Here is a 23,136-nt window from a genome sequence, read left to right as displayed (position 1 = left end):
ACAAGCCGACCTAAATAGAAACTAGTATCCTCTTGCACTTACCATGTACCATGCAAGGAGATTTGATACTAGATTAATATAGAACTAATCAGATGTCAATAAATATTTAGAAAGTTCCCCACTATCAATCTCGAGTTTTATAGTTGACTGCAGAGAAAGAGTTGGAATCCCCAGCTGGTAATGAATCTTTATTTTCTTCAACAATCCCTTGCTCTATTGCTAACGTTTTTGCAACTTTGGGCGCGTACCATAAAATCGGGAGCATCAAAATAGAAACTGGAACCGCTGCAATGACCACGAATGATTGCAAAGCACTTATTCCACCGCCACCAATCTTTATTAAAATCGTTGCAATGACCGCCATGATGACTCCCCAAAATACACGAATTACTTTTGGTGGATTTCCATCACCGGTTACCCCCATGGAAATTGAATAAGACATGGAATCCACAGTTGTGACAACGAAGAGTGTGGTTAGAACGAGAAAGATCGTTGGCATAATAGTACCTAGCGGCATCTGTTCTGCAATCGCGATGATCGCACTCGGCAGGCCCCCCTCCTTCAGCGGACCACTAACAGAACCTACATTATTCAATTCATAAAAAATGCCCGTGCCACCTAGTACAGTAAACCAAAAATTAGTGATTACTGGAGCTAACACAGCTACAACAATGAAAATCTCCCTAATCTTGCGGCCATTGGATATCCTCGCAACAAAGAGGGCAACCAAAGGTCCGAAGCCAATAAACCAACCAAAGAAAAATAGCATCCAATACCCTAACCATTCCTCATCACCGCGGAATGTACTGATATTCACAAATTACTTACATAGGTCCCAAAAGACGCCATGAATGAGTTAATAATAAACAGACCGGGACCGAGTACTAAGAGGAATCCTGCGATGAGAATCATCATATTGACATTCAACTTACTTAACCACTGAATCCCTTTATCAATCCCTGTTATCGTCGAAACTAATACAACAGCTGTCAAACCAATTATGATCAGTAATTGAGTGCTGAATGTGTCAGGTACTCCAAAAATTGCATGTGTACCATAACTGACTTGCAATCCTAAAAAACCAATCGGTCCAATCGTTCCTGCAGCTGCCCCAATAATACAAAAAACATCTGCCGCTATTCCCCACTTACTCGTCAACACCCTTTTTCCGAGTATTGGATATAAAAGTGTTCTTGGTTTCAAAGGCATCCCTTTATGGTTATGTGCGTAAATAAGGATGATTGCACTGATCGCACCATAAACGGACCACGCCGTGAATCCCCACGACATATAACTCTGTGCCAAAGCGGGTCCAATCGCATCGGTCGTCGCACCGACGATCCCCTTATGCATTGGAGGAACTTCTAAAAAGTAATACATTGGCTCAGCTGCGGCCCAAAACACTCCACCAGCTCCAAGACCTGTTGTAATAATGACAGCCACCCATTTAAAGTAACTCATTTCCGGTTTATGCCGATCTCCAAGCCGAACCTTTCCATATTTAGAAATAGCCAAGACAGCCCCAACAACGAATGTAGCTAACATTAGAAACTGCCAATAAGCCCCAAAATAGCGGATTGAAAAATCAAAACCAGTACTCACAAATTTACTCACTGCTTCTACTTTAAAGTAGGATAGAACAACAAATGCTACTAGCGCCCCCCCGCTTAACAGAAATACAGGCCAGTCAATCTTCTCCCGAATAAAATACCAATAGTTTTTTGCCACGTTTCCCCCACCCCTTTAGTTTGTTGATACTGCATTCACAACGATTCCCCTATCTTGCATGTACCATACAAGATATATTTCAGATTATAATACGTTTTCCCAATAGTCAATACAGTTTTAAGAATACTCCGTTAAGACCTTTACATCTCGGATACAAAAAGCGATTTATAAGGAAAATTATGAATTTAAAAGGTAAATATGCAATATGCAGCAACGGTAGCATGTGTTTGATTTATTACTCTTCCAAGAAAATTGCCAAGACAATTTTATATTCCTATACTGTTCCAAGTTGACTATGGATTTGTTACATTTTAAGGATGGGTTATACGTGTGTAATATGCCGAAACGGGTATCGTACACAGATAAGGCCTGACTAAAGGAGAGGAAATGGCTGCATCGCGTCCTCTCAACGTAAAGGAAAGGTGAATATGCATGATTGAACTAAATCAGATAACAACATTATTTCTAGCGGCAGCATTGTACCTGCTTGGCACGGCGCTTGTTAACCGAATCGGCATCCTTGATCGGTTCCTCATTCCTGCACCGGTCGTAGGCGGTCTGCTGTTCGCAATTGTCGCGCTCATTTTGAAATCCACCGGCATTGTCGAGATTTCATTGGATACATCCTTGCAGTCCTTGTTCATGGTAGCCTTTTTCACGACAGTTGGACTGGGCGCGAGCTTTAAGCTGATAAAACTCGGCGGCAAGCTACTCATCATCTATTTGCTGCTGTGCGGAGTAACCGTTTTCATGCAGAACGTCATCGGCGTCTCCCTTGCAAAAGTGTTTAATATCGATCCCCTGCTAGGCGTCATGAGCGGCGCTGTGTCAATGAGCGGCGGACACGGAGGAGCGGCTGCATACGGGCAGACGATTGAAAGTCTGGGCGTCACATCTGCCGTGACAATCGGGATGGCCGCTGCGACACTCGGATTGATTTGCGGCAGCCTGTCAGGCGGGCCAATCGCCCGTCACCTAATTGGCAAACATAACCTGAAACCGAAAGAAGGCGTAGTGGCTGAGTACATGGAAGAGGATGAAAAGCCGATCAGCCAGCATTCTTTCATGATCCAAGTGACAATGATCACATTAGCGATGGCAGGCGGAATAATCCTTGGCGACCTGTTCACCGAAGCAACCGGCTTCGTATTGCCCGGTTATATAGGCGCGATGTTCTTCGCGGTGCTCATCCGCAACATCATGGACCGTTTCTTGCCAGGAACCGTCAACATGAAGGAAATCAATCTGATTGGCGACGTGTCGCTAGCGATCTTCCTCTCCATGGCGCTCATGAGCATTAAGCTATGGGAACTCGCAGGACTAGCACTTCCGCTCATCGGTATCATTCTCGTTCAAGTGGTCTTCATAGTCGGATTCTCCGTGTTCATCATGTTCCGCGCCCTCGGCAAGGATTATGATGCGGCGGTAATGATTTCCGGTTTCCTAGGCCACGGACTAGGTGCTACACCAAACGCGATGGCCAATATGGGCGCCACTGTCAACAAGTTCGGCCCATCACGCACAGCGTTCCTAGTCGTACCAATCGTAGGCGCATTTCTAATGGACGTCGTCTTCAGCGCCCCAATCATCATCACAACCATCAACATGCTGGCATCCAAATAAAATTGTCAGAATCTTGTCGGTGCCTGTGCAAGAAACATTCATGTTAATTCATACAATTTGATTAAATATACATTGTTGTATCGAGAAGCTGGGGCTCCCAGCTTCTCTTTTTATTTTTATGCAATTGTAGTGTATTTACTGAATTGTGCCTTGCACAGGCACCGCGAATTACTTGCCTTGCACAGGCACCGCGAATTAAGCAAAGCGAAGCATAATAAAGTATTCCTAAAATATACTGTAGTACGCCCATGAATGATCAGCATTTCAATACAAACATATGTAGAAGAATGTCGGGATTTGTATTTTGTGTATTGACAGAAAAGTTTTTCTAATCGATACTTTGGAATAAACATAATTTGAAAGGAGATGGAAATGTAAAGTCGCTATGTTCTACAGATCCAAATAATGTAAAGGTGGAGATGCCCGAATGTTACTAGCAAAGTATCCTAGGCGAAGTTATACGCACGCAAAAACACCGGTCGAAAAGTTACCTCACCTAACTAAGCTATTAAACGGTCCTTCAATCTATATCAAACGGGATGATTTACTAGGACTTGCCGGTGGCGGGAATAAAACGAGAAAACTGGAATTCCTAATTGCAGATGCACTTCGCAAAGGTGCAGACACGATTGTCACTGGCGGCGCACTCCAATCAAACCATTGCCGGCTTACGCTGGCCGCCGCCGTCAAGGAAGGTTTAAAATGCCAGCTAGTTTTGGAGGAAGGTATTGCGACTCCTTATGAGCCAGGTGCAAACGGCAATAACCTGCTATTTAAATTACTAGGTGCCGAGTCTATCAAGGTCGTCCCGCATGGCTCAGATATAATAGCGGAAATGCAAACATTGAGCGAGGAATTAACAATGGCGGGCAGGACACCTTATGTAATTCCGATCGGTGGATCGAATGCATTGGGGTCGGTTGGCTATGCAGCGTGCGCCCAAGAGATTCTGCAGCAAACTTTTGAAGACGGACTCGTACTTGATGATGTAGTCGTTGCGAGCGGCAGCGGTGGTACGCAGGCAGGGTTGATTGTCGGTCTCCATGCAAGCAGCGCGCCTATTACCGTGCATGGCATCAATGTTTCCAGACCAAACGAAACACAAATCCCGAAAATCACGGATCTCGTGCAGCAAACAGCGGATTATTTAAACGTATCAGCCAATCACTTAGCCGATCATGTCCACTGCTACGACGGCTATGTTGGCGAAGGCTACACCATTCCGACCCAAGGGATGATTGAAGCGGTACAAATGTTGGCGAGAACGGAAGGCATCCTGCTTGATTCCGTTTATACGGGAAAAGTGATGGCAGGACTTATCGACTTGATTCGCAAGGGAGCATTCAAGAAAGAAGACAATGTCCTGTTTGTCCATACAGGCGGGTCTCCGTCGTTATACGCAACCCCTGCCCTGTTCGATGAAGACCTGTTTGCGTTATGAAGCTTTGCCGGAAGTGAGGACAGCCCTATGAAAATACCTTTTACAAAGATGCATGGAATTGGAAATAACTATATTTATATCGATGCGATCACAAACGAATTCGATGCTTCGATCTTCAATCAACTAGCGGTGGACGTCTCAAATGTCAATACAGGCATAGGATCAGATGGCCTCATTGTGATCCATCCGAGTGACGTAGCCGATGTCGGTATGCGTATCTTCAATAAGGATGGGTCGGAAGGACAAAGTTGCGGAAACGGCTTACGCTGTACAGCAAAATATGTGTTTGAAAATCTTCTTGTTTCTAGCCATACCTTCCGGATTGAAACGAAGGCGGCAATCGTAGCAGCCGAAGTGTACGGCGATAGAGAATGCATAGACAATGTCACAGTAGACTTAGGATCGCCCTCATTACATCGGAGTCAAATTCCGATGCACGGTCCTGACGATAACCGAGTAATTGCAGAAGAGTTTCACGTTGCGTCACGTGCATTGCAAGTGACGGCATTATTTTTGGGCAATCCAAATGCTGTGTTTTTTGTCGATGCGATCGAGGAAGCGCCTTTACACGAGGTGGGCGCAATCGTTACGGAAGACCCGCGTTTTCCGGATCGTGTAAATGTAGGTTTTGTTGAAATCATTAGCAGCAATGAAATGAATTACAGAGTATGGGAACGAGGCTCCGGTGTAACAGAAGCTTGCGGAACGGGAGCAAGCGCGGCTGTTGTCGCTGCTGTTTTAAACGGCTTTATCGAAAAAGGGACAGATGTCACAGTCCATTTGAGCGGCGGAGATCTGCGCATTAAATGGGCGGACGATGACCGCGTTTGGATGACCGGACCGGCGGAGACTACGATTCAAGGGATTTTCCACTGGAAGCGTCAGGAATAATAGATAGATATCATTCAAAAGGGGGAACAATTGCATGGCGAAAAAATTAAAAGCGTATCGTTTTCCACTCATTCTTCTAGCTTCCATTATCATCGGATCGATTATCGGGCTTATTTTTGGAGAAAAGGCCAGCGTCATTAAACCGTTCGGGGATTTATTCTTAAATTTACTATTCATGATTGTTGTTCCACTTGTGTTCTTCTCGATTTCATCAGCTGTCGCGAATATGGACAGCATGAAACGTCTCGGAAAAATCATGGGCTCCATGCTGTCGGTATTTATCATTACAGGAATCATTGCATCCCTCACAATGTTAGTGGCCGTTCTTATTTTCCCGGTTGGATCCGGGGTGGATGTTCCTATGGAGGTTGTTGAAAACACAGAAGTTCTGTCGTTGTCCGATCAACTTGTAAATACTTTTACAGTGCCGGACTTCGTAAATTTATTCTCACGTAAACATATGCTTGCGTTAATCGTCTTCTCAGTATTATTAGGAATTGCGACTGGGTTGACAGGCGAAGCCGGCAAGCCGTTTGCCCGCTTTTTAGAAAGCGGCTCCGAAATCTTCATGAAAGTGATTCAACTCGTCATGTACTATGCTCCGATCGGCTTGGGCGCCTATTTCGCAGCGCTGATCGGCGACTTCGGCGGAGAACTGATTGGTGATTATGCGCAAGCATTCATCCTTTATTACCCTGTTGCATTTCTATACTTTGTGGTTGGATTCACGCTTTACGCATTCATTGCCGGCGGGAAAAAAGGAGTTGTCCGCTTTTGGAAAAACATCCTTGCACCAGCGGCAACAGCGCTTGGCACGGGAAGCAGTTTTGCAACCCTCCCTATCAACTTGCAGGCAGCAAAACAAATCGGCGTGCCAAAGGATATTCGGGAAACTGTGTTGCCGCTCGGCGCGACCATTCATATGGATGGATCCTGTCTTTCTGCCATCCTCAAAATCGCGTTCGTCTTCGGCGTGTTCAATATGGATTTCACAGGATTCGGCACCTTCGTAACAGCGATTGCGATTTCCTTACTGTCAGGTGTTGTGATGAGCGGAATTCCTGGCGGCGGATTTATCGGTGAAATGGTCATTGTCACACTTTACGGTCTCCCGATTCAAGCATTGCCGATGATTTCAGCAATCGGCGTCGTTGTTGACCCACCTGCCACAATGGTCAACGCAACCGGAGACACAGTCGCAAGTATGATTGTGACGAGGCAGCTGGAAGGAAAAGACTGGATGGATAATGTGAGTGTAGAATAAGAGCAGCTAGAGTATGGATCGAAAAGTCCAAACGAATCGAAAAACCCCATCCAGTGTTGAGGATGGGGGTTTTTCGTTTATTTTATCTTCAGCACATCAAAAGGTCTAATGATGCCAATCAATTCTCCATCAGCATGACCGTTTTCCGTTATGAGCAATGCTTCCAAACGGACACCTCTTGAAATCGCCCGCTTGAAATAATCTTCAGCCTCATACACAGATAGGTCTTTGTCGACAAATTCAAATGGTTCATTACGATCTTCATAATCGTAAACCTCGGAAAGTGTCGGTATTTCCCGGGAAATGGAGTCTTCTGTCGAATGGCCCGCAAACCAATAGGTAATGTCTGCAGCCGTAACCAATCCCTTGAATTTACCATTCTGATAAAATGGGATTTGGGTGAACCTGCTTTCGGCCATTAATTTCAATGCCGCAGTTAAGGGATCCTCCGCTTGCAAAGTATGTACCTTACAGCCGAAAAGAGCACCTACACGAAGTGGATTGCTTAATTTCTGTTCAATCAATTCAATGCGCTCTACAATTTCATCATGGGGTTCTGCAATCACATAGTCGATGTCTGTTCGGTTATGCACGATTGCATTGCGCAAATCCCCTAACTCCCGTAAATCGTCTTCGTATTTGCGAACTACGGAGTTTGTAATCTTTACTTTATCAATCAGGCGGTAAAACGGGGAATACTCATCGCCATCCGCTTTTTCAGAAAGGATCTTCTCAATCCGGTTATAAGCGACAATAAAACGCTCTGAATTTTTCACAGTCATCAGCTCATGCAACTCCTTTTGAAAGGAGTATACCCGTTTTTTTATCATCATGAACTACCTGCCGACCGATTGGCTGCTTAATTGAAAAATTAACTCTCAAGTCCGCGTAATAAAAAGCCATCTGACGATTATTGAATCGAAGAGATGGCGTATTCCATTCCTATCTATTTCCCACTTACAAGTCTTCCGGTCTGCGGATAACGAGTACATCACATTTCGCAGAACGCACTATATTTTCAGAGACGCTGCCCATGATGAAGCGTTCAACCGTGTTCAAACCAGTCGCTCCACAGATAATTAAATCTGCATTCAATTTACTCGGCAGGTCCTTTGCAATCATCACTTTCGGCGATCCATACTCGACAACTACATTGATGCTTTGCACGCCTGCTTGTACGGCTTCCGCTTTATAATTGTTCAGCAATTCCACTGCAGATGTATGTGCGCTTTCAGCAATTGAACGGTCATAAGCTTCAGCAGAAGAATACGACCGCGTATCGACGATATTGACCAAATTCAATGTGGCATTATTACGGTCTGCAATTGCCACCGCCTTTTTGAATGCCCATTCCGCCTCTACTGACCCATCTATTGCGATAATAATTTGTTTGTAATCCAATGACATAGATCTCACTCCATTCTCTTCATATGTACTACTTCGACAGGAATCGAGCATTTCCTTCCCTACTAAAAAAATAGTGTCAAAAGAAAAAGCTGATCGATCCTAACGGGTTCGGTTGATGGGGAGAAAACATTAAAAACACAGCATTTGGGGACACATTTCGTATATGAATTGGGTCCCCGTTTTTGTTGTTATATCAACGTTTAGATGATTTGTATAGACGAAATGGAAACGCAATTAGCACAGGGATTAACAAGAGCACATAAATTCATGAACCTTTGCTAATTCGCTTGTTAAAACACTTACTGATTGAATAATGGATAGAAAGATTTAGAAGGAAGATGAGTTGCAAATTTTAGTAGCATCGGAATGGTTCACCCGTTGGTAAGAGAAATAGGTGAAAATTGGCACAAAAAAAATAAATCAGCCCTTCTTGGTCCGATCATGCAGCAAAGAACTAATTTGATACACCATAATATTTGTAACCATCCACAATTTGAGGAAGTTCATTGTTATCCAGGTCTCTCCAATTGGTTCCCAAGATAGTATCGTTACTTGCATTTATTTCTGCAACGGTTTTATTTGATTCTCTTGTAACAAAGTAAAGATTTACTTCCTTTACTACATCTAAATGTTCTTTAGAATAATGCTTTACAGCTTCCAATGATGCTTTTGTTTCAACACGTACATCAAATTCTACATCTTCACTACTCCTTGTATCAGAATTGGAAAGCATTTTGACTTCAATGTTTAATTTCCCATCTGTAATATCAACAACTGAAAAATCATAAAAATTCGTGCTTTTATTTTCTAAGTAAACTTGTATTTTTTCTTCTTCGGTTTGGGAGCAAGCTGATAACATTAAAGTAAAACCCATTAACATGAACAAAAGATACTTTTTCATAGCTGTCCTCCTTCCCTCTTTAATAAGACAAACGAAAGTTTTCACCGTTTTTCATGAACTAACCTGCTCAGTTATTTAAAGTACAACATTTAGCAATCTTTAATTTACTTTAGCATAGATTCCTCTACTTCCTTCAAAAAAAATCATTCCAATTTCCGAGGAGCAAGTGTTTTAACAATGGAAATAACAAAGGCATATAAACTTATGCGATGGCTGCTAATTACTGTGCTAACCAGTTTGTCTATCTAAAGCATCTTAATGTTGATGCAACAAAAACAGGGACACCAAATTCAGATGAATTGTGTCCCTGAACACTGCGTGTTTTATCAACTTTGATTGTTTTAAGGTTAGTCGCACTTTCCTTTCCAATACTCGCAGATAAAAAAACGCACAAAAACCTTGTTACTCAAGGGTTTCGACGTTTTTCAGAAAGGGCGAAAGTCGGGTTAATTGATATATTAAATGTTGAAAAGACTATGGTCTTTGTTAGGGAAGAACATCAGAAGTACAAAGAGTCATCAGAGAAATAGTTATTAGTCGGGTGTCCCTACTTATAAATTCTTCTTCAACTTCATTTTTTCACACACGCACTTTCCCCAATCTACGTTTCCTCTTTTTCAGTAAAACGGCAATCAGTAGTCCAAGCAAACCGACAAAAGTGAGCAAAACGGCGTACGCAGTTAAGATAATGCCATTCGGCTTGGTAAGCACCGCTAAAATATTCGCATCGTGTTCGACGATTTTCCTATCCTTTGCATTTTCATAATAAGCAGGCACCTGTGCGACATCGTCCATTTTCTCGAAGGACTTGAAGTAATTCGCAATCGCATACCATTCTTTCATTTCCTGTTGATCATTCATGTAAATGATCCGGTCTTCAAAGTTCGTTACGGGGCTGCCGTCTTCATTCTTCGGGACAACCGAGAGAAGGCCGAATGACTTTTCATTTACATAGGGCAGCATTTGAACGGAATACAATCCGCCCACGACGCGATAGAGCTTTTCGTCATCGATTTCTTCCTTCGTGCCGTCAAAAGACTGCAAATGAATGTCTGTCACCTTGTTGAATAGGAAGCGGTTTGTATTGAACGTATAACTTAAACCAGCAATATACAACTGGACTTCATTCATAATCGGCGTGATCGATGCATCGACTTCCGCAACAGTTTTCAATTCTTTCCCCGTCAAATAGATATCCAGCAGCGGATAGCCGGAAATCCCGTCCGATCCGACGCCCAATGAGTACACCTTAAAAACATCTGCAACCGTAATAGTCCCCTCGCTGAATGAATCCCTGATATTCCCGTACGGCACAACCGCTGCAGCGATCGGCTCATAATCGCTTCCTTCCAACTCCCGAATCGTGTGAATAAATGCGTCGCCGATCAAATTGCCGATCGGCTCTTCTCTTTGTTCAACCCCGAGCTCTGTAAACGGGGTAAAATCGAATGGTGATACGGCGAGCACTTCATCAAATTCCATCCCGAAGCGGTTGAGGTACTCTTTCTGAATCTCCTGTTTGTAGTCCTCGATTGTTTCGGCGATCACCCGATCTGCAGGGAGAGAGTCGTCGATCTTCCGCAATTGGTACTGATTGACTGCCCACTTGCCTTTGCTATCCTGAGAGATGTTGAGGACGCCTAGATTCTCTCCATACTCGCCTGCCGACACGATAACTGTATCCCGAACAATGATCGGCTCCATGAGCGTCGTATGGCTATGCCCACTAATAATGACATCGATGCCCGACACGCTTTTTGCCATTCGTTCATCTTCCGATTTGGACGGGTCCATTGATGTACCCAAATGAGAAAGAGCAACCACAAGATCGACACCCTCTTTTTCCTTCAATGCAGCGACCGTTGACTTGGCGCTCTTTACCGCGTCGCGGAACGTCACACCGGACATCGGGGCATTGCCGGCGGCTTCTTCTCCCATCAGCCCGAAGATGCCGATTTTGATGCCCTTACGTTCGAGGATGATATACTCCTTTACGCCATATGCATCCACCGCTTCTTTTAACGCTTTTACATCGGCAGCGATCTTTCCATCTTCATCTTTCGGGAATTCGATATTGGTAGAAACAATTCCGGGAAGCCGCACGCCGCTGTCTTTCGCTGCGAGCAAGCTTTCCGCCAGACCGTCAGACCGGAAGTCAAATTCATGATTGCCGAACGTGGTCGCGTCATATCCCATCTTACCAAGCAAGGTCAGGCTCGGTCCGTGTGAAGTGAAAATAGTTTGAAACAGCGTCCCCATCGAGAAATCACCAGCATCCACTACGATTGCATCCGGATCTTTACTCCTCTGTTCCCGAATGGCGCTGGACAATCGGGCATATCCGCCGACGGTCATTTTCCCTTGTTCCCTTTCAACTTCAAACGGCAGCAGATTGTCATGCATGTCATGCGTGAAAAGGATTGTGATGGAATCTCCCTGTGAATCTGCGCTTCCTTTAGGAATAGGCATAAAAAAGACGATTGCTGTAATAAAAATGAACGAAATCAAACTGCCCCCTACTTTATGAATCGGAATCCCCCTCTTCCATCTATCTCGGCAGTATGCCTCTCTTACTGCATGTCTGCGAAGCTGAACTTCACGCCGATCTTTTCGTGAGGTGATAATTCATCCTTCCACAGCGCATAACTTTTCTCCATCATAGCGCGTGCAATCTCTTCTGCCTGCCGAGAATCCCCTCTTAAAGCAGCCTCCATCAGTTCCCCATAATAATCTAACGAAGCCCGACGCCGAAAAGCGCTCTCAAAATACTTAATTGCTATTTTCTCATAAGCTGAATCAAAACTATTGAGCACAAGCGAGAACAGGGGATTCCCTGATAATCTTGCCAGCCCTTTTTGGATCTTCCAATCATACGAAGCGAAAGCTTGCGCTGTATCCGGCAGCTCATCGAATTCCGCCAGCAAGCCAACGACTTTAGGTTGGTGGAGCTTCAATGCGCTTTTTACATAATGGGGTGTCAGCGCAACTCGCATTTCCAAAAAGTAGAGAACAAACGCATCCGGCACCTCATCGAAGTACTCGATTATATCGACGATTGTCGTACTGTTGCCTTCAAACCAATAATCATTCACCACCGCACGCTGCCCTTTTCTGAGCGACAGCCATCCCCCGTGGCCAAGGCGCTGCAAGACTTCCCGTATGGCAGGACGCCCTATTTGATACGTCGCAGCCAATTCCCGTTCCGTCTCCAACTGACTTCCTGCCGGATAGTCTCCTTGAAGAATTGCTTTCATCAGTTCTTTTTCAACAGCTGCTGTACGACTCATCGCAAAATCTCCTTTGACTGCGCAACCCGTAGCGTGCCGGGCACGATTCCCTTTCATTCAGGCGCGCTTCTCCAAATTCTTGGCTGTCTCACTTTTCTCGACCAGTTTTTGATCTTTATACGTTCCAAATGTTTTATCGATAGAGGTATGCGTCACACCAAACCAGTAGTTCTCATTTTTGAAGTGATGCCAGAGATGCACTTTCTTAATCTTTTTGCCGAATGCTGTGCGCGGCTGAATCGGCCGGTGCGCAACATAATGCTTCCATTCATAAATCATAAAATAGAGGACAATTCCTGCAAGATAAGCAATCGTCAATGTGAAGTTATTTGTGATGAAGTAGCAAATGGTTGAAAAGATGGCGAAGCCGGGCAAACTGAACCAAAGCGGCAGGAAAAGCAATTTGAGATCATCCGGGTAGGCATGGTGATCAAAGTGTAAGCGCTTAATCACTTTCAATAAAGTAGGATTTTCCGGCGTTTTCATGTGAAATAAAAACCGATGGACGACATACTCACTCATTCCATACGTAGCCATCCCGATGCCGAACGCAATCCACGTCCCGTAGGAAAGAAGATGGAAAAACGTATAGCCCAAAAGCGGAGCAAGCAGAACAAGCATAATTGTGACGTCCGGAAACGTAACAAACTCTTTCACGTACTTGGTATTCATTGATAATCCCCCTGTCTGTCAGTTGAAGTTCCTCCAAAATCCCTAACTTGGAAAGTGCCCATTTGGTAAGACCAGTTTATTTTTTGGTGTTACCTAACTATATGACGTACAGAATAATTTATCAATTGTTTCTTTTCGATTTTCTTCACAGTGAGCGCTTTTCCATATAAGTGAGAAACCACTCTTCAGCCTGCAGCGGCCGAGAGTGGTTTTCTTGTTTACTATCATTCACTTAGTATGCTTGTTGGATCGCCTGTGAAAGCCTTGAAGTGATCCGTACATTATCGAAAGAGATCCCTAACTGAATCGCTGTCAGGGCAATTTCTGGCCTGATACCGGATAACGTTGTTCCGACACCTATCAGCTCTAAAGACTGAATTAGACCGAAAAGCTGTTGCGCAACCATCGTATCCATCAGTCCCACGCCAGACAAATCTATATAGAGGCTGCTGATCCCCTTAGCCACACACTGTTCTAATGTGTTCTCTAGTAGTATTCGTGCCCGATCGGCATCCAGCTCTCCAATAATCGGAAGCAACGCTGTTTGGTCACTCAGCGCAATGACTGGGGCGCTTAACTCATTTATCACATCTTTTTGGATTCGCAGTTTTTCTCTTAGATGTCTGTTTCTTTCATGTGTATACCAAACAATCGCCTGATCCGTTATTTTAATGATCAGTTCATAATAATGTAAAGTGGATTCAATGGTCATCGACTCTTTATTCTCATCCACAAACTCTTTGATGAAGTCAAAATATACATTCCGCGTCCTCATAAACTCTCTTATGATAAATTCGATAGGTGTACTGACAAGTTGAGGATCGCTTGTCGTCTCCAAAATCCAGCTTTCCATCCGATTCATCACTTCAGATTCTTCTTCGATTAATATTCTAAAAGCATTTTCGTGGAAGGCAAAGTTCTGCCCTTTCAATTTCTCAATCTCCAAAGGATCGGTAGAAGAATACACGCCTGACGGATCACTTTTATCAAGTTTGTCGTACCATTCTTCCGTCATTTGCTCTGCCTTACTCAGTAAGAAATCATGAAGTTTCCTTGTTTCCGACATTTTCTATTCCTCCTACACCCCTCAATGTTGAAGAGTATCATCAATAACTACTTTAAAATGATTTTACCACATTTTTTACTTTTTGGAATATTCTCATGGGACCTTTACATTAGTAATTGTTAGTTTGCAGAAATCTAGTGTATGCACTACAATAAAATGGCAAATAGAATATATATTTCTATAAAGGGGGAAGTGCTGATGATAAATGAAATGGAATTACTCGGAGAAACGTTAGTAGAAGAAAAAATTAATATAGCACGTAAAATTCATGAGTTACGATTATCAGAGATTCCGGATGATCAAAGACAATTAATCCCTTCACATATTGAAGACGAAATAATAAAGATGAGAGCAAACTTTGTAGGTCTCTTTGGAGAATTCTTGGCCAAACCAGAAAAGAGAGAAAGGGCCTATGAGCAAATAGAAGAATGGGCAAAGGAAACTTCAGATTATGTATATAAACTTGGAGTACCATTAGATGAAGCCTTGAAAGATACATCGCTTTACCGAACCTTTATCCATGAAGTAATTGAAAACACGGTACTTACACATGACATGTCGGTTAAATCATTGTTAGCAACATGTAAGATCATAGATCCATTGCTTGACCATGCCGTTTACTGTTTTAGCTTAACCTTTGTAAACTTCTACACAGTTAACCTCGATAATGCTAAAAGAGCATTTATTGAATTGTCCGTGCCGATTGTTTCTATTTCTGATGATATCGCCATACTGCCATTAATCGGAAATATTGATACTGAACGGGCATTAATGTTGATGGAGAATACGACGAAAGAAGTAGGCAGATTAAAAATTTCTTACTTAATCCTCGACTTGTCCGGGGTAGCGATTGTCGATACGATGGTGGCACAACATATCTTTAATTTGAGCTCTACCCTGAAATTGCTGGGAGTTCAAACGATCATAACAGGTATAAGGCCAGAAGTTGCCCAGACTGCTGTAAGTCTAGGATTGGACTTTAGTAATCAAATGACAAAGGGAACGTTGAAGAAGGCACTAGTAGACCTGAAATTTAATCGTGATCAAAACGTGTATTAATTTCCACGAGATGAAATAATCCATCCTAAGCGAGTTACACGCAAGGATGGATTATTTTTTTATCGTGGAAAAACAGTATGGCTACAATCTGTTCCAAAACGTATTCCGGGTGTCCGTGCAGCTTGCATCCGAATAGATAGCAACCGCCTTCATGATGCAACTCAAATTAGTTTGCACAGAACTATTCACGGATCATCTCAATGAAATGCTTCAAAATCCTCGCGGTCAGTCCCCAAATTGTATAAGGCCCGTACTCGAAAAACCATTCTTCCACCGTACGCCCCCTCCATTGGTAGTTCTCACCATTCCGAATCTTATCGTAAGGAAAATTTAAATCGGGCGAGAGATTCACCGCAACCGGATGCATATACGGCTCATGACTAAGCAGATAATTAAGCGGCACGGTGAACACTTCTTCAACCTCATTTTTATTATAGGACCGAATGATTTCCTTATAATCCACAATCCCGGCAAACGGATAGACAACAAATGACGGAGAAGCAACATACGGACTTAGTGAACCCAGCACTTCTACCGTATCGGGGCTCACCCCAAGCTCCTCATGCGTTTCCCGTAACGCCGCGAAAAGAGGCGAATCGTCGGTAGGATCAATTCGGCCGCCAGGAAAACAAATATCGCCAGGCTGGCTCCTCATCGTTGCCGAACGGACTTCGAACAACACACGCCATTGCCCTTCCACCTGGACGAGTGGAATCAAAACAGCTGAACGGAGAGCAGTCGCCTCACCAATGAACAACTCTTGATTGGTACGCAGTTGTTCTCTCCATCTTTCCTGATTCATGACATCATTCCCCTTTCCGCCAAACCAGTCATTCATTTCATTACAACTGTTTAAATCGAATTGGTTTCAAACCTTTTCTGATTCGATCATTGTTAGACCAATTTCCATATCCAAAGATTGTAAAAGCTAAAACCTTAATCAGATCTCCATAATAACTAGTATGGGACAGATATTCCCTCTTGAAATCTGAAAGTCTAGTCCAGAACTTACCCCAATGAACCTTATCTTCGCATACATCCATAATGCATATCAGAGGTAACGGGATTCCTTCCCCTTCGTTCCTATCACAAGCATCCATTAATAAAGTAAATGTCTGCTTTTCCATCTTACTTTTACAAAGAATATACTCTTCTTCTTCAAACAAGTCAGTATTGTACATTCGAACCGCTCCTTTTAAACACAACTATATTTTACTGCTTCACATTCAAAGCCTCAACTCATCGCAGGACACTTCCAAAACATTTGTCTGTCTACTACAAATAAAATAAAAAGGACCACCTAATGCGCTAACATTAGGCGGCCTGTACTAGCAGGTTCCCTACAATGGGAATTAGGTGAACGGATTTACACCAAAATTATTCGGGTGACTGGCACTTACTTTTCAAGGTTACGAATACGTGGTTCACCGAAATGATTACTCCGTTTCATTTATATCAAAGGACCAAATCGTTTGGTTTTTCACAGCCCCCGAAGCGATTAATCCATCGATCGTTTTAATATAATAAACGTCAGAGTCTTGTCCTTGAAAAACAGCTTCTCCTGTTACACTTTCACCCGGTTGTATTGTTCCTGTAAAGTGCTTTACGCTGTCATGCAAATTCGAGAAATCTCCTGCTCCCCCTGAATCTAGGCTCTTCGTAAAGTTTAAATTATCGATGATATCCATGGCATCATATGGTTCATCACCAATATTTTCAACAGTCATATCAGCAATAAAATAATAGTCCAGACTAGGGGTTTTTCCATCTATTTCATCGACTCTTTTCACGGAGTTGACTGTGATTTTGTATTTTCCAATTGTGCTTTCAGCTTCTCCCGAATCACCAATCTTCAGGTCAGTCTGGTCTTTGAAACCTGTACTAGCTTGATCAGCTTCAAGACGGTTGTTTTCTTGTTCATTTTTTCCGTTAGACCCTTCGTCCTCTTGTTTCCCTGAATCCGAATTGCAAGCGGCCAGTACACTCAAACTTACTAACATTGCCCCTGTTAAAACTAGTAATCGCTTCATATCAAATCTCCTCTAAACATTAATATATTCACTCTATCTTATACTACTAATATGTAAAATATTTTCAACTATTACTATAAAACCTGTGCTTCTTGACCCGCTATTTGTGTAAATAGGAATTCCCATTCACGTTTATTCTTTTAATACTCGATTATATTGCGTTATTTTTTGCATTTCGATTACCCGTTTTTATGCACAGGAATCTTTCGCACTTTTTTTGTGCTATTATTAGGGGTAAATCGAATAAATACATACTAGTAACAAACAAAATGGCAATAATAAGGATGAAGTCATTTTGTACAAGCACTTTATACAGGAGGTCTACAAATGAATAATAATGATATATTAATCCGATTGCGATATGCTTTGGATTTTACGAATACTGAGATGGTAGATATTTTTAAACTTGGCGGCGTTGAAGTGACAAAAGAAGATGTAATCCAGTTGCTAACAAAATCAAATGAAGATGAACCTGAAAATGAATTGCAAATGAAGTGTACGAATGAGATGTTGGATTCATTTTTAAATGGCCTCATTATCTATAAAAGAGGCAAACAAGATCCGAAACCAGGACAACCTCAAGGTCCGGCCGTATCTACGGCAACGAATGAAAGTGTTAATAATCTCCTGCTGAAGAAAGTGAAAATAGCACTCGCGTTAACAAGTGAGGACATGCTTGAGATTTTGGAAAATGCAGGAGTCACTATATCCAAAGGTGAACTAAGTGCTGTATTGAGGAAAGAAGGGCACAAAAATTATAAACCCTGCCTGGATCGATACGCGAGGAACTTCTTAAAAGGGTTAGCTATAAAATACAGGGCTTAATGTAAGGTGCCTGGTACTGATGCAATTGCGAATTGCGTTCGTACCAGGCATTTTTATAATGGTTTGGTTGTAATAATTGTTCGGGTACCTGGTACCTATTTTCATGGTTGTATTATTTGTGGTCCCTGTTATTAATTCCGTATGATAATGTACGCCATGTAAATGATGTAGGCGATGAGGACGAAAAAGCAAAGAGCTTCCACGGATAAAAAAAGCACAACCCATAATAGAAGGTTGTGCTTCAGTCTTAGTTTCCGTTGTAGTGAATAGGAGATCCAGGTCCGAGATCGATGCCGAATAGCATCCAGACGATGAGAGTAATGCTCCATATTATCAGGAAGAACATAGAGTACGGGAACATGACAGAGATCAGTGTACCAATACCCATTTTTTTATCGTATTTTTGTGCGAAAGCGATAATAATCGCAAAGTACGTCATTAGTGGCGAAATGATATTTGTTGATGAATCGGCAATTCGGTAAGCCATTTGTGTCAGTTCTGGTGAATAGCCAAGCTTCATCATAATCGGTACGAATACTGGTGCCATCATCGCCCACTTTGCAGATGCACTACCGATGAACAGGTTAATGAATGCCGCAATGCCGATGAATAGTAGTATTAGTGGAATACCTGTCAAGTTGATACTTTCAAGGAACTTCGCACCGTACACACCAAGTACTAGCCCCATGTTTGACTCAGAGAAGAAAGCGACGAACTGGCTCGCTGTAAAGGACAATACGATGAATGTACCCATAGCAGCCATTGTTGCGGACAGCATTCTTGCAACATCTTTATCATTTCGAATTTCTTTCGTCACTTTTCCGTACACGAGTCCTGGAACGAAGAACAGGAAGGCGATGATCGGCACAAGTGATTTCATGAATGGTGATTTAATAATAGGCATGTCCGCTTCGTCTCCGCGAAGAGGCGCACCTGGTAGTAGAACAAGCAAGGAGACAAGGATTCCTGCAACGAGTAATGACAGACCCGCCCATAGCAATCCTTTTTTCTCGATAGATGTCAGCTTTTCAACCTTTTCACGGAATTCTCCGTTGTATTCGCCTAGGCGTGGTTCAACAATTTTCTCGGTTACCCAAGCTCCGACGATTGTAAGAACAAACACAGAAGCCGCGATGAAGTAATAGTTCATGGCGATATTCATGCCGTCTGCATAAGCAGGATCGATGATTGCCGCAGACATAATTGTCAGCTCACCAAGTAAAGCATCTGTACCCGACAGCAATAAGTTAGCGCTAAATCCACCGGAAACACCAGCGAATGCCGCGGCAAGTCCGGCAAGTGGATGACGTCCGAGTGCAGCGAAGATGACGGCGCCTAATGGCGGAAGTACAACATAACCCGCATCAGAAGCAACACTGGACATGACACCTGCGAAAACGAGTCCTAACGTAATCAGTTGCTTTGGTACAGACATGACAAATCCACGAAGCATCGCACTGATCAGACCCGATCCTTCGGCTAATCCGATTCCAAGCATCGTAATAAGCACGACGCCCAGTGGAGCGAAGCCGATGAAGTTCGCGGTCATATTCGTAATGATATAGTGAATGCCTTCTACGGTAAGAAGGTTCGTAACTTCAATAGACTCTCCTTCTTTACCGGGATGCGGAACACTGATCCCGAAGGAAGAAACGACCGCAGATAGTACAATGACAAGTAACGCAAGCAATGCAAATAGCGTTACGGGATGTGGCAAGCGGTTTCCGGTTGTTTCGATCATATCTAAAAACTTTTGGAAAAACCCTTTACGTTTCGTTTGCATGGGAAACCCCTTTCTCCTGTTGAAAACACAATTAATTATTCTGACAATTAAAACCCCTCTTAGCCAAACCTTAGTATAATGAAAATCATTTAAAATTTGAATAGCTTTTAAAAATAACTAACTAGGGAGAAACATCTTATTAGTGAGACATATTTATGTAGGTTTAATAACTAGGCATTTGTAATAAAAATAGTAATAAAATCAGTGTTGGGAGACAATTAGAGAAATGGTGGCAAGTAAAAGTACCAGACAAATTATGTATCTACTTTCCAAATCATTGATTGCGAGTTCTGTCTATGTATTCAGTGCAAGGTATCCGTACAATTAAAACGGTTTAGGACCAGATAAATTACGTGTAACCAGTCAATTTGAACAACCTAAAAAGAATCACCATTTGCACTTGTAAATGGTGATCCTAAACTCGGGAATGAATTCCCTGAATTCTATTCATATATTCATCATACTGCTTTCGGGACTTTATGATCCAGCGTATCTCCATACTTTCCACAATAGTGGCATGTATAGTCATCACGTTCTAAAATAAACGCCTTTATCGTTCTTCTATTATAGAAATGATGAATTAACGTACTATGGTAGATTCCTGCTGATCCTTCTTCCACTATTCTCTTCACTTTTTCATAGCTGATAACACTTTCATATTTACGATTATTCTTAGTTCGTCCGCGGATAGTTATTTCCCTGTTGGCATCGAGGATGGAAGTGTCATAACTGTATTGTATAAAAGGTTCATTTATCCTTTCATGCTTGCGATCTTTGCAAACCAAGCAATGATTTATAGGAGAAAGAATTCTTCATAATTCCTTGCTATAAAAAGCCTTATGCTAGCTTCTATATTTGCTTCGCTTAACTGGTTTGAATTCCTTTATAACACTCCGCTGCTTCGTGTTCAAATTCTCTGTAAACCTACAATCCGGATAATTACTACACCCATAAAACTTCCCATACCTCCCCGCCTTAATAGTCAGTTGCCCTTCACACTTTGGACAAGTCGTGGGAGCAACCTCCTTAGTCACCTTTGACATAAGGCTGGCTTGTATACGGTGCGTCTGCTTGGCACCTTTCGCTTTCCGCACCGACTGCATATGCGCCGCCTTAAGATGCTTCCTCTCACTTTTATCCTCAACCAACAGACCCTTAAGCTTTTCATTAATCCCCTTCACCGCAGCTTCACTAATACGCTGCTCCTTGTACTGCTTGATTGTTGTCAGCAATTCAGGAAACTGTATAACATGAGCGGACGTAAAACCCTTTTTGAATTTAAAAGTAGAGTTCGGTGAAAAGGCGATAATGGAATGGACATCCTTCATTTCTTCTTGTCCTATGTATGTAAGCAATGCTTGCACATGGCCGTAATTTTGCCGGATCGGATTATGCATTTTTGTTTTCTTCTTATAAATGACTTGTGTCCAGTACGGCTTATATTCATCCCCGAAAATCCAACCGCTGTAATGTTTTGTTTCGATAACAAACACACCATGAACCGACGTCACTATATGGTCCACTTGCGTCAGCCCGCGCTCGCCATTAGGAATATAAACATCATGATAGACAGTATATGCATCCCCTAATTTCTGCAGCTTGGACTTTACAACCCACTCCCCATACTTACCTTTGATAACTGGCTTTTTCCACTGCAGTATGATCGACAAGATCACGAAAATGACAACTACCGGAAACATGCTTGATGCCATATACATTTTGATTGCAATCCAAATGCCTTCGTAAAATCCCGACATCATATTGTTGTCCACACTCATGAAATCCCCCATTTCATTTGGCAACCATATCAACGCGTCTACTTTTCAACAATTATAATCATAGTACCATACACCATGAATAAACTGGAACTATATTACCAGTTTCTTATATGATATAATTGACCTGAATATACATAAAGGAGATACGAAAAATGGAGAAAAAGCCAAAACAGAAAAAACCGTTCTATAAAAAATGGTGGGTTTGGGTGATTGCGATTATTATCGTGATAGCTGTCAACAGCAATGATGATGAAAAAGCAGACACAAACAAAGTGGAAAACGAACCAGCAGTTACTGAAACGGCAAAAGTTGAGCCTGAGGAGACGAAAGAGGAAGAGAAGGAAGAACCAAAAAAAGAAGAGGCTAAAAAAGAAGTTGCGAAGGTAGAAGAGAATGTTCCTAAAGAACATCAATCTGCTTTGAAAAAAGCCGAATCGTACGCAAAAACAATGAACATGTCCAAAAGTGGTATTTTTGATCAATTAACTTCCGAATATGGAGAAAAGTTTTCTGTAGAAGCTGCCGAGTATGCAATGAATAATCTTGAATTTGACTGGAAAGCAAACGCTTTGAAAAAGGCCGAATCCTATTCCGATTCAATGCACATGTCAAAACAAGGAATCTATGATCAACTTACTTCTGAACATGGTGAAAAATTTACTGCCGAAGAGGCAAAGTATGCTGTTGACAATATGAAAGCTGATTTTAATGAAAACGCATTGAAAAAAGCAAAAAGTTATCAGGAATCAATGAGTATGTCACCAGAAGCGATTAGAGACCAACTCACCTCTCAATACGGCGAGAAATTCACAAAGGCTGAAGCAGATTACGCGATTGCTAATTTAGATAAATAAATTGTGATTCCCGCCCTCATCCAATTCTTTGGTTGAGGGCTTTTCATTGTGAGACACCAAGCATTCACTCGATCCGGTATATTTAGATGCCGATTACCTGCTTCGAAATTTTTATTCATCCACCAAAACGTACGTTTGCCTACTATTAATTTGAGGTATAGTAAGGTAGCTTAACCAACCGCTACGTGAAAAGTGAGGTGATCAGCATGCCTAGAAGAGGTAAGTGTTCTGAGAATCCGCGAAGGCGCGGCCCTATGACAGTTACTGTTAAGGGCCATTGGAGGAACGGCACTTGGATATCTCGCCATAAGCGTCATACGCCAAAATAGACTTGACCTAATCTGATTTAAGGTAAACTAGTTATGGAATGTTGGTTAAGCTAAGCATAGTTTGAAATACTAAGCATTTCTGGGGGGAACAATCGGTTTTGTGTTTGACAACGATACAAGTTCTGACTGAATGGATACCAGTTCTCTATGCTAGGTTAACAAATACTAGCCAGATGGATATGGATGGGTCTCGTTTTC

19 protein-coding genes and 1 pseudogene are annotated in these 23,136 nt (G+C 42.4%); 7 read left to right on the top strand and 13 right to left on the bottom strand.

The genetic code is table 11. The features are described 5' to 3' along the window. Positions 1-124 precede the first annotated feature (124 nt). Positions 125-1,728 (bottom strand): annotated as a pseudogene (locus M3193_RS13500) (BCCT family transporter). A gap of 432 nt (positions 1,729-2,160) precedes the next feature. Between M3193_RS13500 and gltS the strand changes: the two are divergent. From gltS to M3193_RS13480, 4 genes are all read left to right on the top strand, one after another. After that, the gene (gene gltS, locus M3193_RS13495) at positions 2,161-3,351 is read left to right on the top strand and encodes a sodium/glutamate symporter (RefSeq protein ID WP_251628621.1); all 1,191 of its coding nucleotides are present in this window, start codon (positions 2,161-2,163) and stop codon (positions 3,349-3,351) included. A gap of 427 nt (positions 3,352-3,778) precedes the next feature. Then, complete coding sequence (locus tag M3193_RS13490) at positions 3,779-4,792, top strand: D-cysteine desulfhydrase (protein WP_251628619.1); 1,014 nt, start codon at positions 3,779-3,781, stop codon at positions 4,790-4,792. 27 nt (positions 4,793-4,819) lie between these two features. Further along, positions 4,820-5,683 carry a diaminopimelate epimerase gene (gene dapF, locus M3193_RS13485; RefSeq protein ID WP_251628618.1) on the top strand — a complete coding sequence of 288 codons (864 nt, stop codon included), beginning with the start codon at positions 4,820-4,822 and terminating at the stop codon, positions 5,681-5,683. Positions 5,684-5,717: 34 nt separating this feature from the next. Further along, entirely contained in the window at positions 5,718-6,947 is a 1,230-nt protein-coding gene (locus M3193_RS13480) for a dicarboxylate/amino acid:cation symporter (RefSeq protein WP_251628616.1), read from the top strand. Between the two features lie 77 nt (positions 6,948-7,024). On the opposite strand, the gene M3193_RS13475 is transcribed toward M3193_RS13480, so the two are convergent. From M3193_RS13475 to M3193_RS13445, 7 genes are all read right to left on the bottom strand, one after another. Beyond that, entirely contained in the window at positions 7,025-7,729 is a 705-nt protein-coding gene (locus tag M3193_RS13475) for a CBS domain-containing protein (RefSeq protein ID WP_251628609.1), read from the bottom strand. 175 nt (positions 7,730-7,904) lie between these two features. Beyond that, positions 7,905-8,354, bottom strand: a complete 450-nt coding sequence (locus M3193_RS13470) for a universal stress protein (protein WP_251628600.1) — start codon at positions 8,352-8,354, stop codon at positions 7,905-7,907. A gap of 454 nt (positions 8,355-8,808) precedes the next feature. Then, positions 8,809-9,255 carry a hypothetical protein gene (locus tag M3193_RS13465; RefSeq protein ID WP_251628598.1) on the bottom strand — a complete coding sequence of 149 codons (447 nt, stop codon included), beginning with the start codon at positions 9,253-9,255 and terminating at the stop codon, positions 8,809-8,811. A gap of 579 nt (positions 9,256-9,834) precedes the next feature. Next, positions 9,835-11,763 carry a bifunctional metallophosphatase/5'-nucleotidase gene (locus M3193_RS13460; protein WP_251628596.1) on the bottom strand — a complete coding sequence of 643 codons (1,929 nt, stop codon included), beginning with the start codon at positions 11,761-11,763 and terminating at the stop codon, positions 9,835-9,837. 62 nt (positions 11,764-11,825) lie between these two features. Further along, a complete protein-coding gene (locus M3193_RS13455) occupies positions 11,826-12,542 on the bottom strand; it encodes a GntR family transcriptional regulator (RefSeq protein ID WP_251628594.1) in 717 nt (238 codons plus the stop codon). A gap of 57 nt (positions 12,543-12,599) precedes the next feature. Beyond that, a complete protein-coding gene (locus M3193_RS13450; protein ID WP_251628584.1) occupies positions 12,600-13,214 on the bottom strand; it encodes a sterol desaturase family protein in 615 nt (204 codons plus the stop codon). A 232-nt stretch (positions 13,215-13,446) separates the two neighbouring features. Further along, entirely contained in the window at positions 13,447-14,280 is an 834-nt protein-coding gene (locus tag M3193_RS13445; protein ID WP_251628581.1) for an STAS domain-containing protein, read from the bottom strand. 198 nt (positions 14,281-14,478) lie between these two features. Here M3193_RS13445 and M3193_RS13440 point away from each other — a divergent pair, with 198 nt between their 5' ends. Then, complete coding sequence (locus M3193_RS13440; protein WP_251628579.1) at positions 14,479-15,339, top strand: STAS domain-containing protein; 861 nt, start codon at positions 14,479-14,481, stop codon at positions 15,337-15,339. Positions 15,340-15,520: 181 nt separating this feature from the next. Here M3193_RS13440 and M3193_RS13435 read toward each other — a convergent pair whose 3' ends face one another. The 3 genes from M3193_RS13435 to M3193_RS13425 form a co-directional block, all read right to left on the bottom strand. Then, positions 15,521-16,141, bottom strand: coding sequence for an NUDIX hydrolase (locus M3193_RS13435; protein ID WP_251628577.1), 621 nt, complete (start codon positions 16,139-16,141; stop codon positions 15,521-15,523). Between the two features lie 40 nt (positions 16,142-16,181). Then, a complete protein-coding gene (locus tag M3193_RS13430; protein ID WP_251628575.1) occupies positions 16,182-16,520 on the bottom strand; it encodes a hypothetical protein in 339 nt (112 codons plus the stop codon). A 255-nt stretch (positions 16,521-16,775) separates the two neighbouring features. Beyond that, the gene (locus tag M3193_RS13425; protein WP_251628573.1) at positions 16,776-17,369 is read right to left on the bottom strand and encodes a DUF4352 domain-containing protein; all 594 of its coding nucleotides are present in this window, start codon (positions 17,367-17,369) and stop codon (positions 16,776-16,778) included. A gap of 327 nt (positions 17,370-17,696) precedes the next feature. On the opposite strand from M3193_RS13425, the gene M3193_RS13420 reads away from it, so the two are divergent. Further along, on the top strand, positions 17,697-18,194 hold the full coding sequence (locus M3193_RS13420) for a DUF1456 family protein (protein ID WP_251628571.1): 498 nt from the start codon (positions 17,697-17,699) through the stop codon (positions 18,192-18,194). 247 nt (positions 18,195-18,441) lie between these two features. On the opposite strand, the gene M3193_RS13415 is transcribed toward M3193_RS13420, so the two are convergent. Both M3193_RS13415 and M3193_RS13410 read right to left on the bottom strand, forming a co-directional pair. Continuing rightward, on the bottom strand, positions 18,442-19,977 hold the full coding sequence (locus M3193_RS13415) for an AbgT family transporter (RefSeq protein WP_251628569.1): 1,536 nt from the start codon (positions 19,975-19,977) through the stop codon (positions 18,442-18,444). Positions 19,978-20,819: 842 nt separating this feature from the next. Beyond that, on the bottom strand, positions 20,820-21,755 hold the full coding sequence (locus M3193_RS13410) for an NERD domain-containing protein (protein WP_251628561.1): 936 nt from the start codon (positions 21,753-21,755) through the stop codon (positions 20,820-20,822). A gap of 152 nt (positions 21,756-21,907) precedes the next feature. On the opposite strand from M3193_RS13410, the gene M3193_RS13405 reads away from it, so the two are divergent. Next, the gene (locus M3193_RS13405) at positions 21,908-22,609 is read left to right on the top strand and encodes an Ltp family lipoprotein (RefSeq protein WP_251628559.1); all 702 of its coding nucleotides are present in this window, start codon (positions 21,908-21,910) and stop codon (positions 22,607-22,609) included. Positions 22,610-23,136: the final 527 nt, after the last annotated feature.

The organism is Sporosarcina luteola, from assembly GCF_023715585.1.
GTDB classification, from domain to species: domain Bacteria; phylum Bacillota; class Bacilli; order Bacillales_A; family Planococcaceae; genus Sporosarcina; species Sporosarcina luteola_D.
This window is presented reverse-complemented; position numbering and strand designations above follow the sequence as displayed.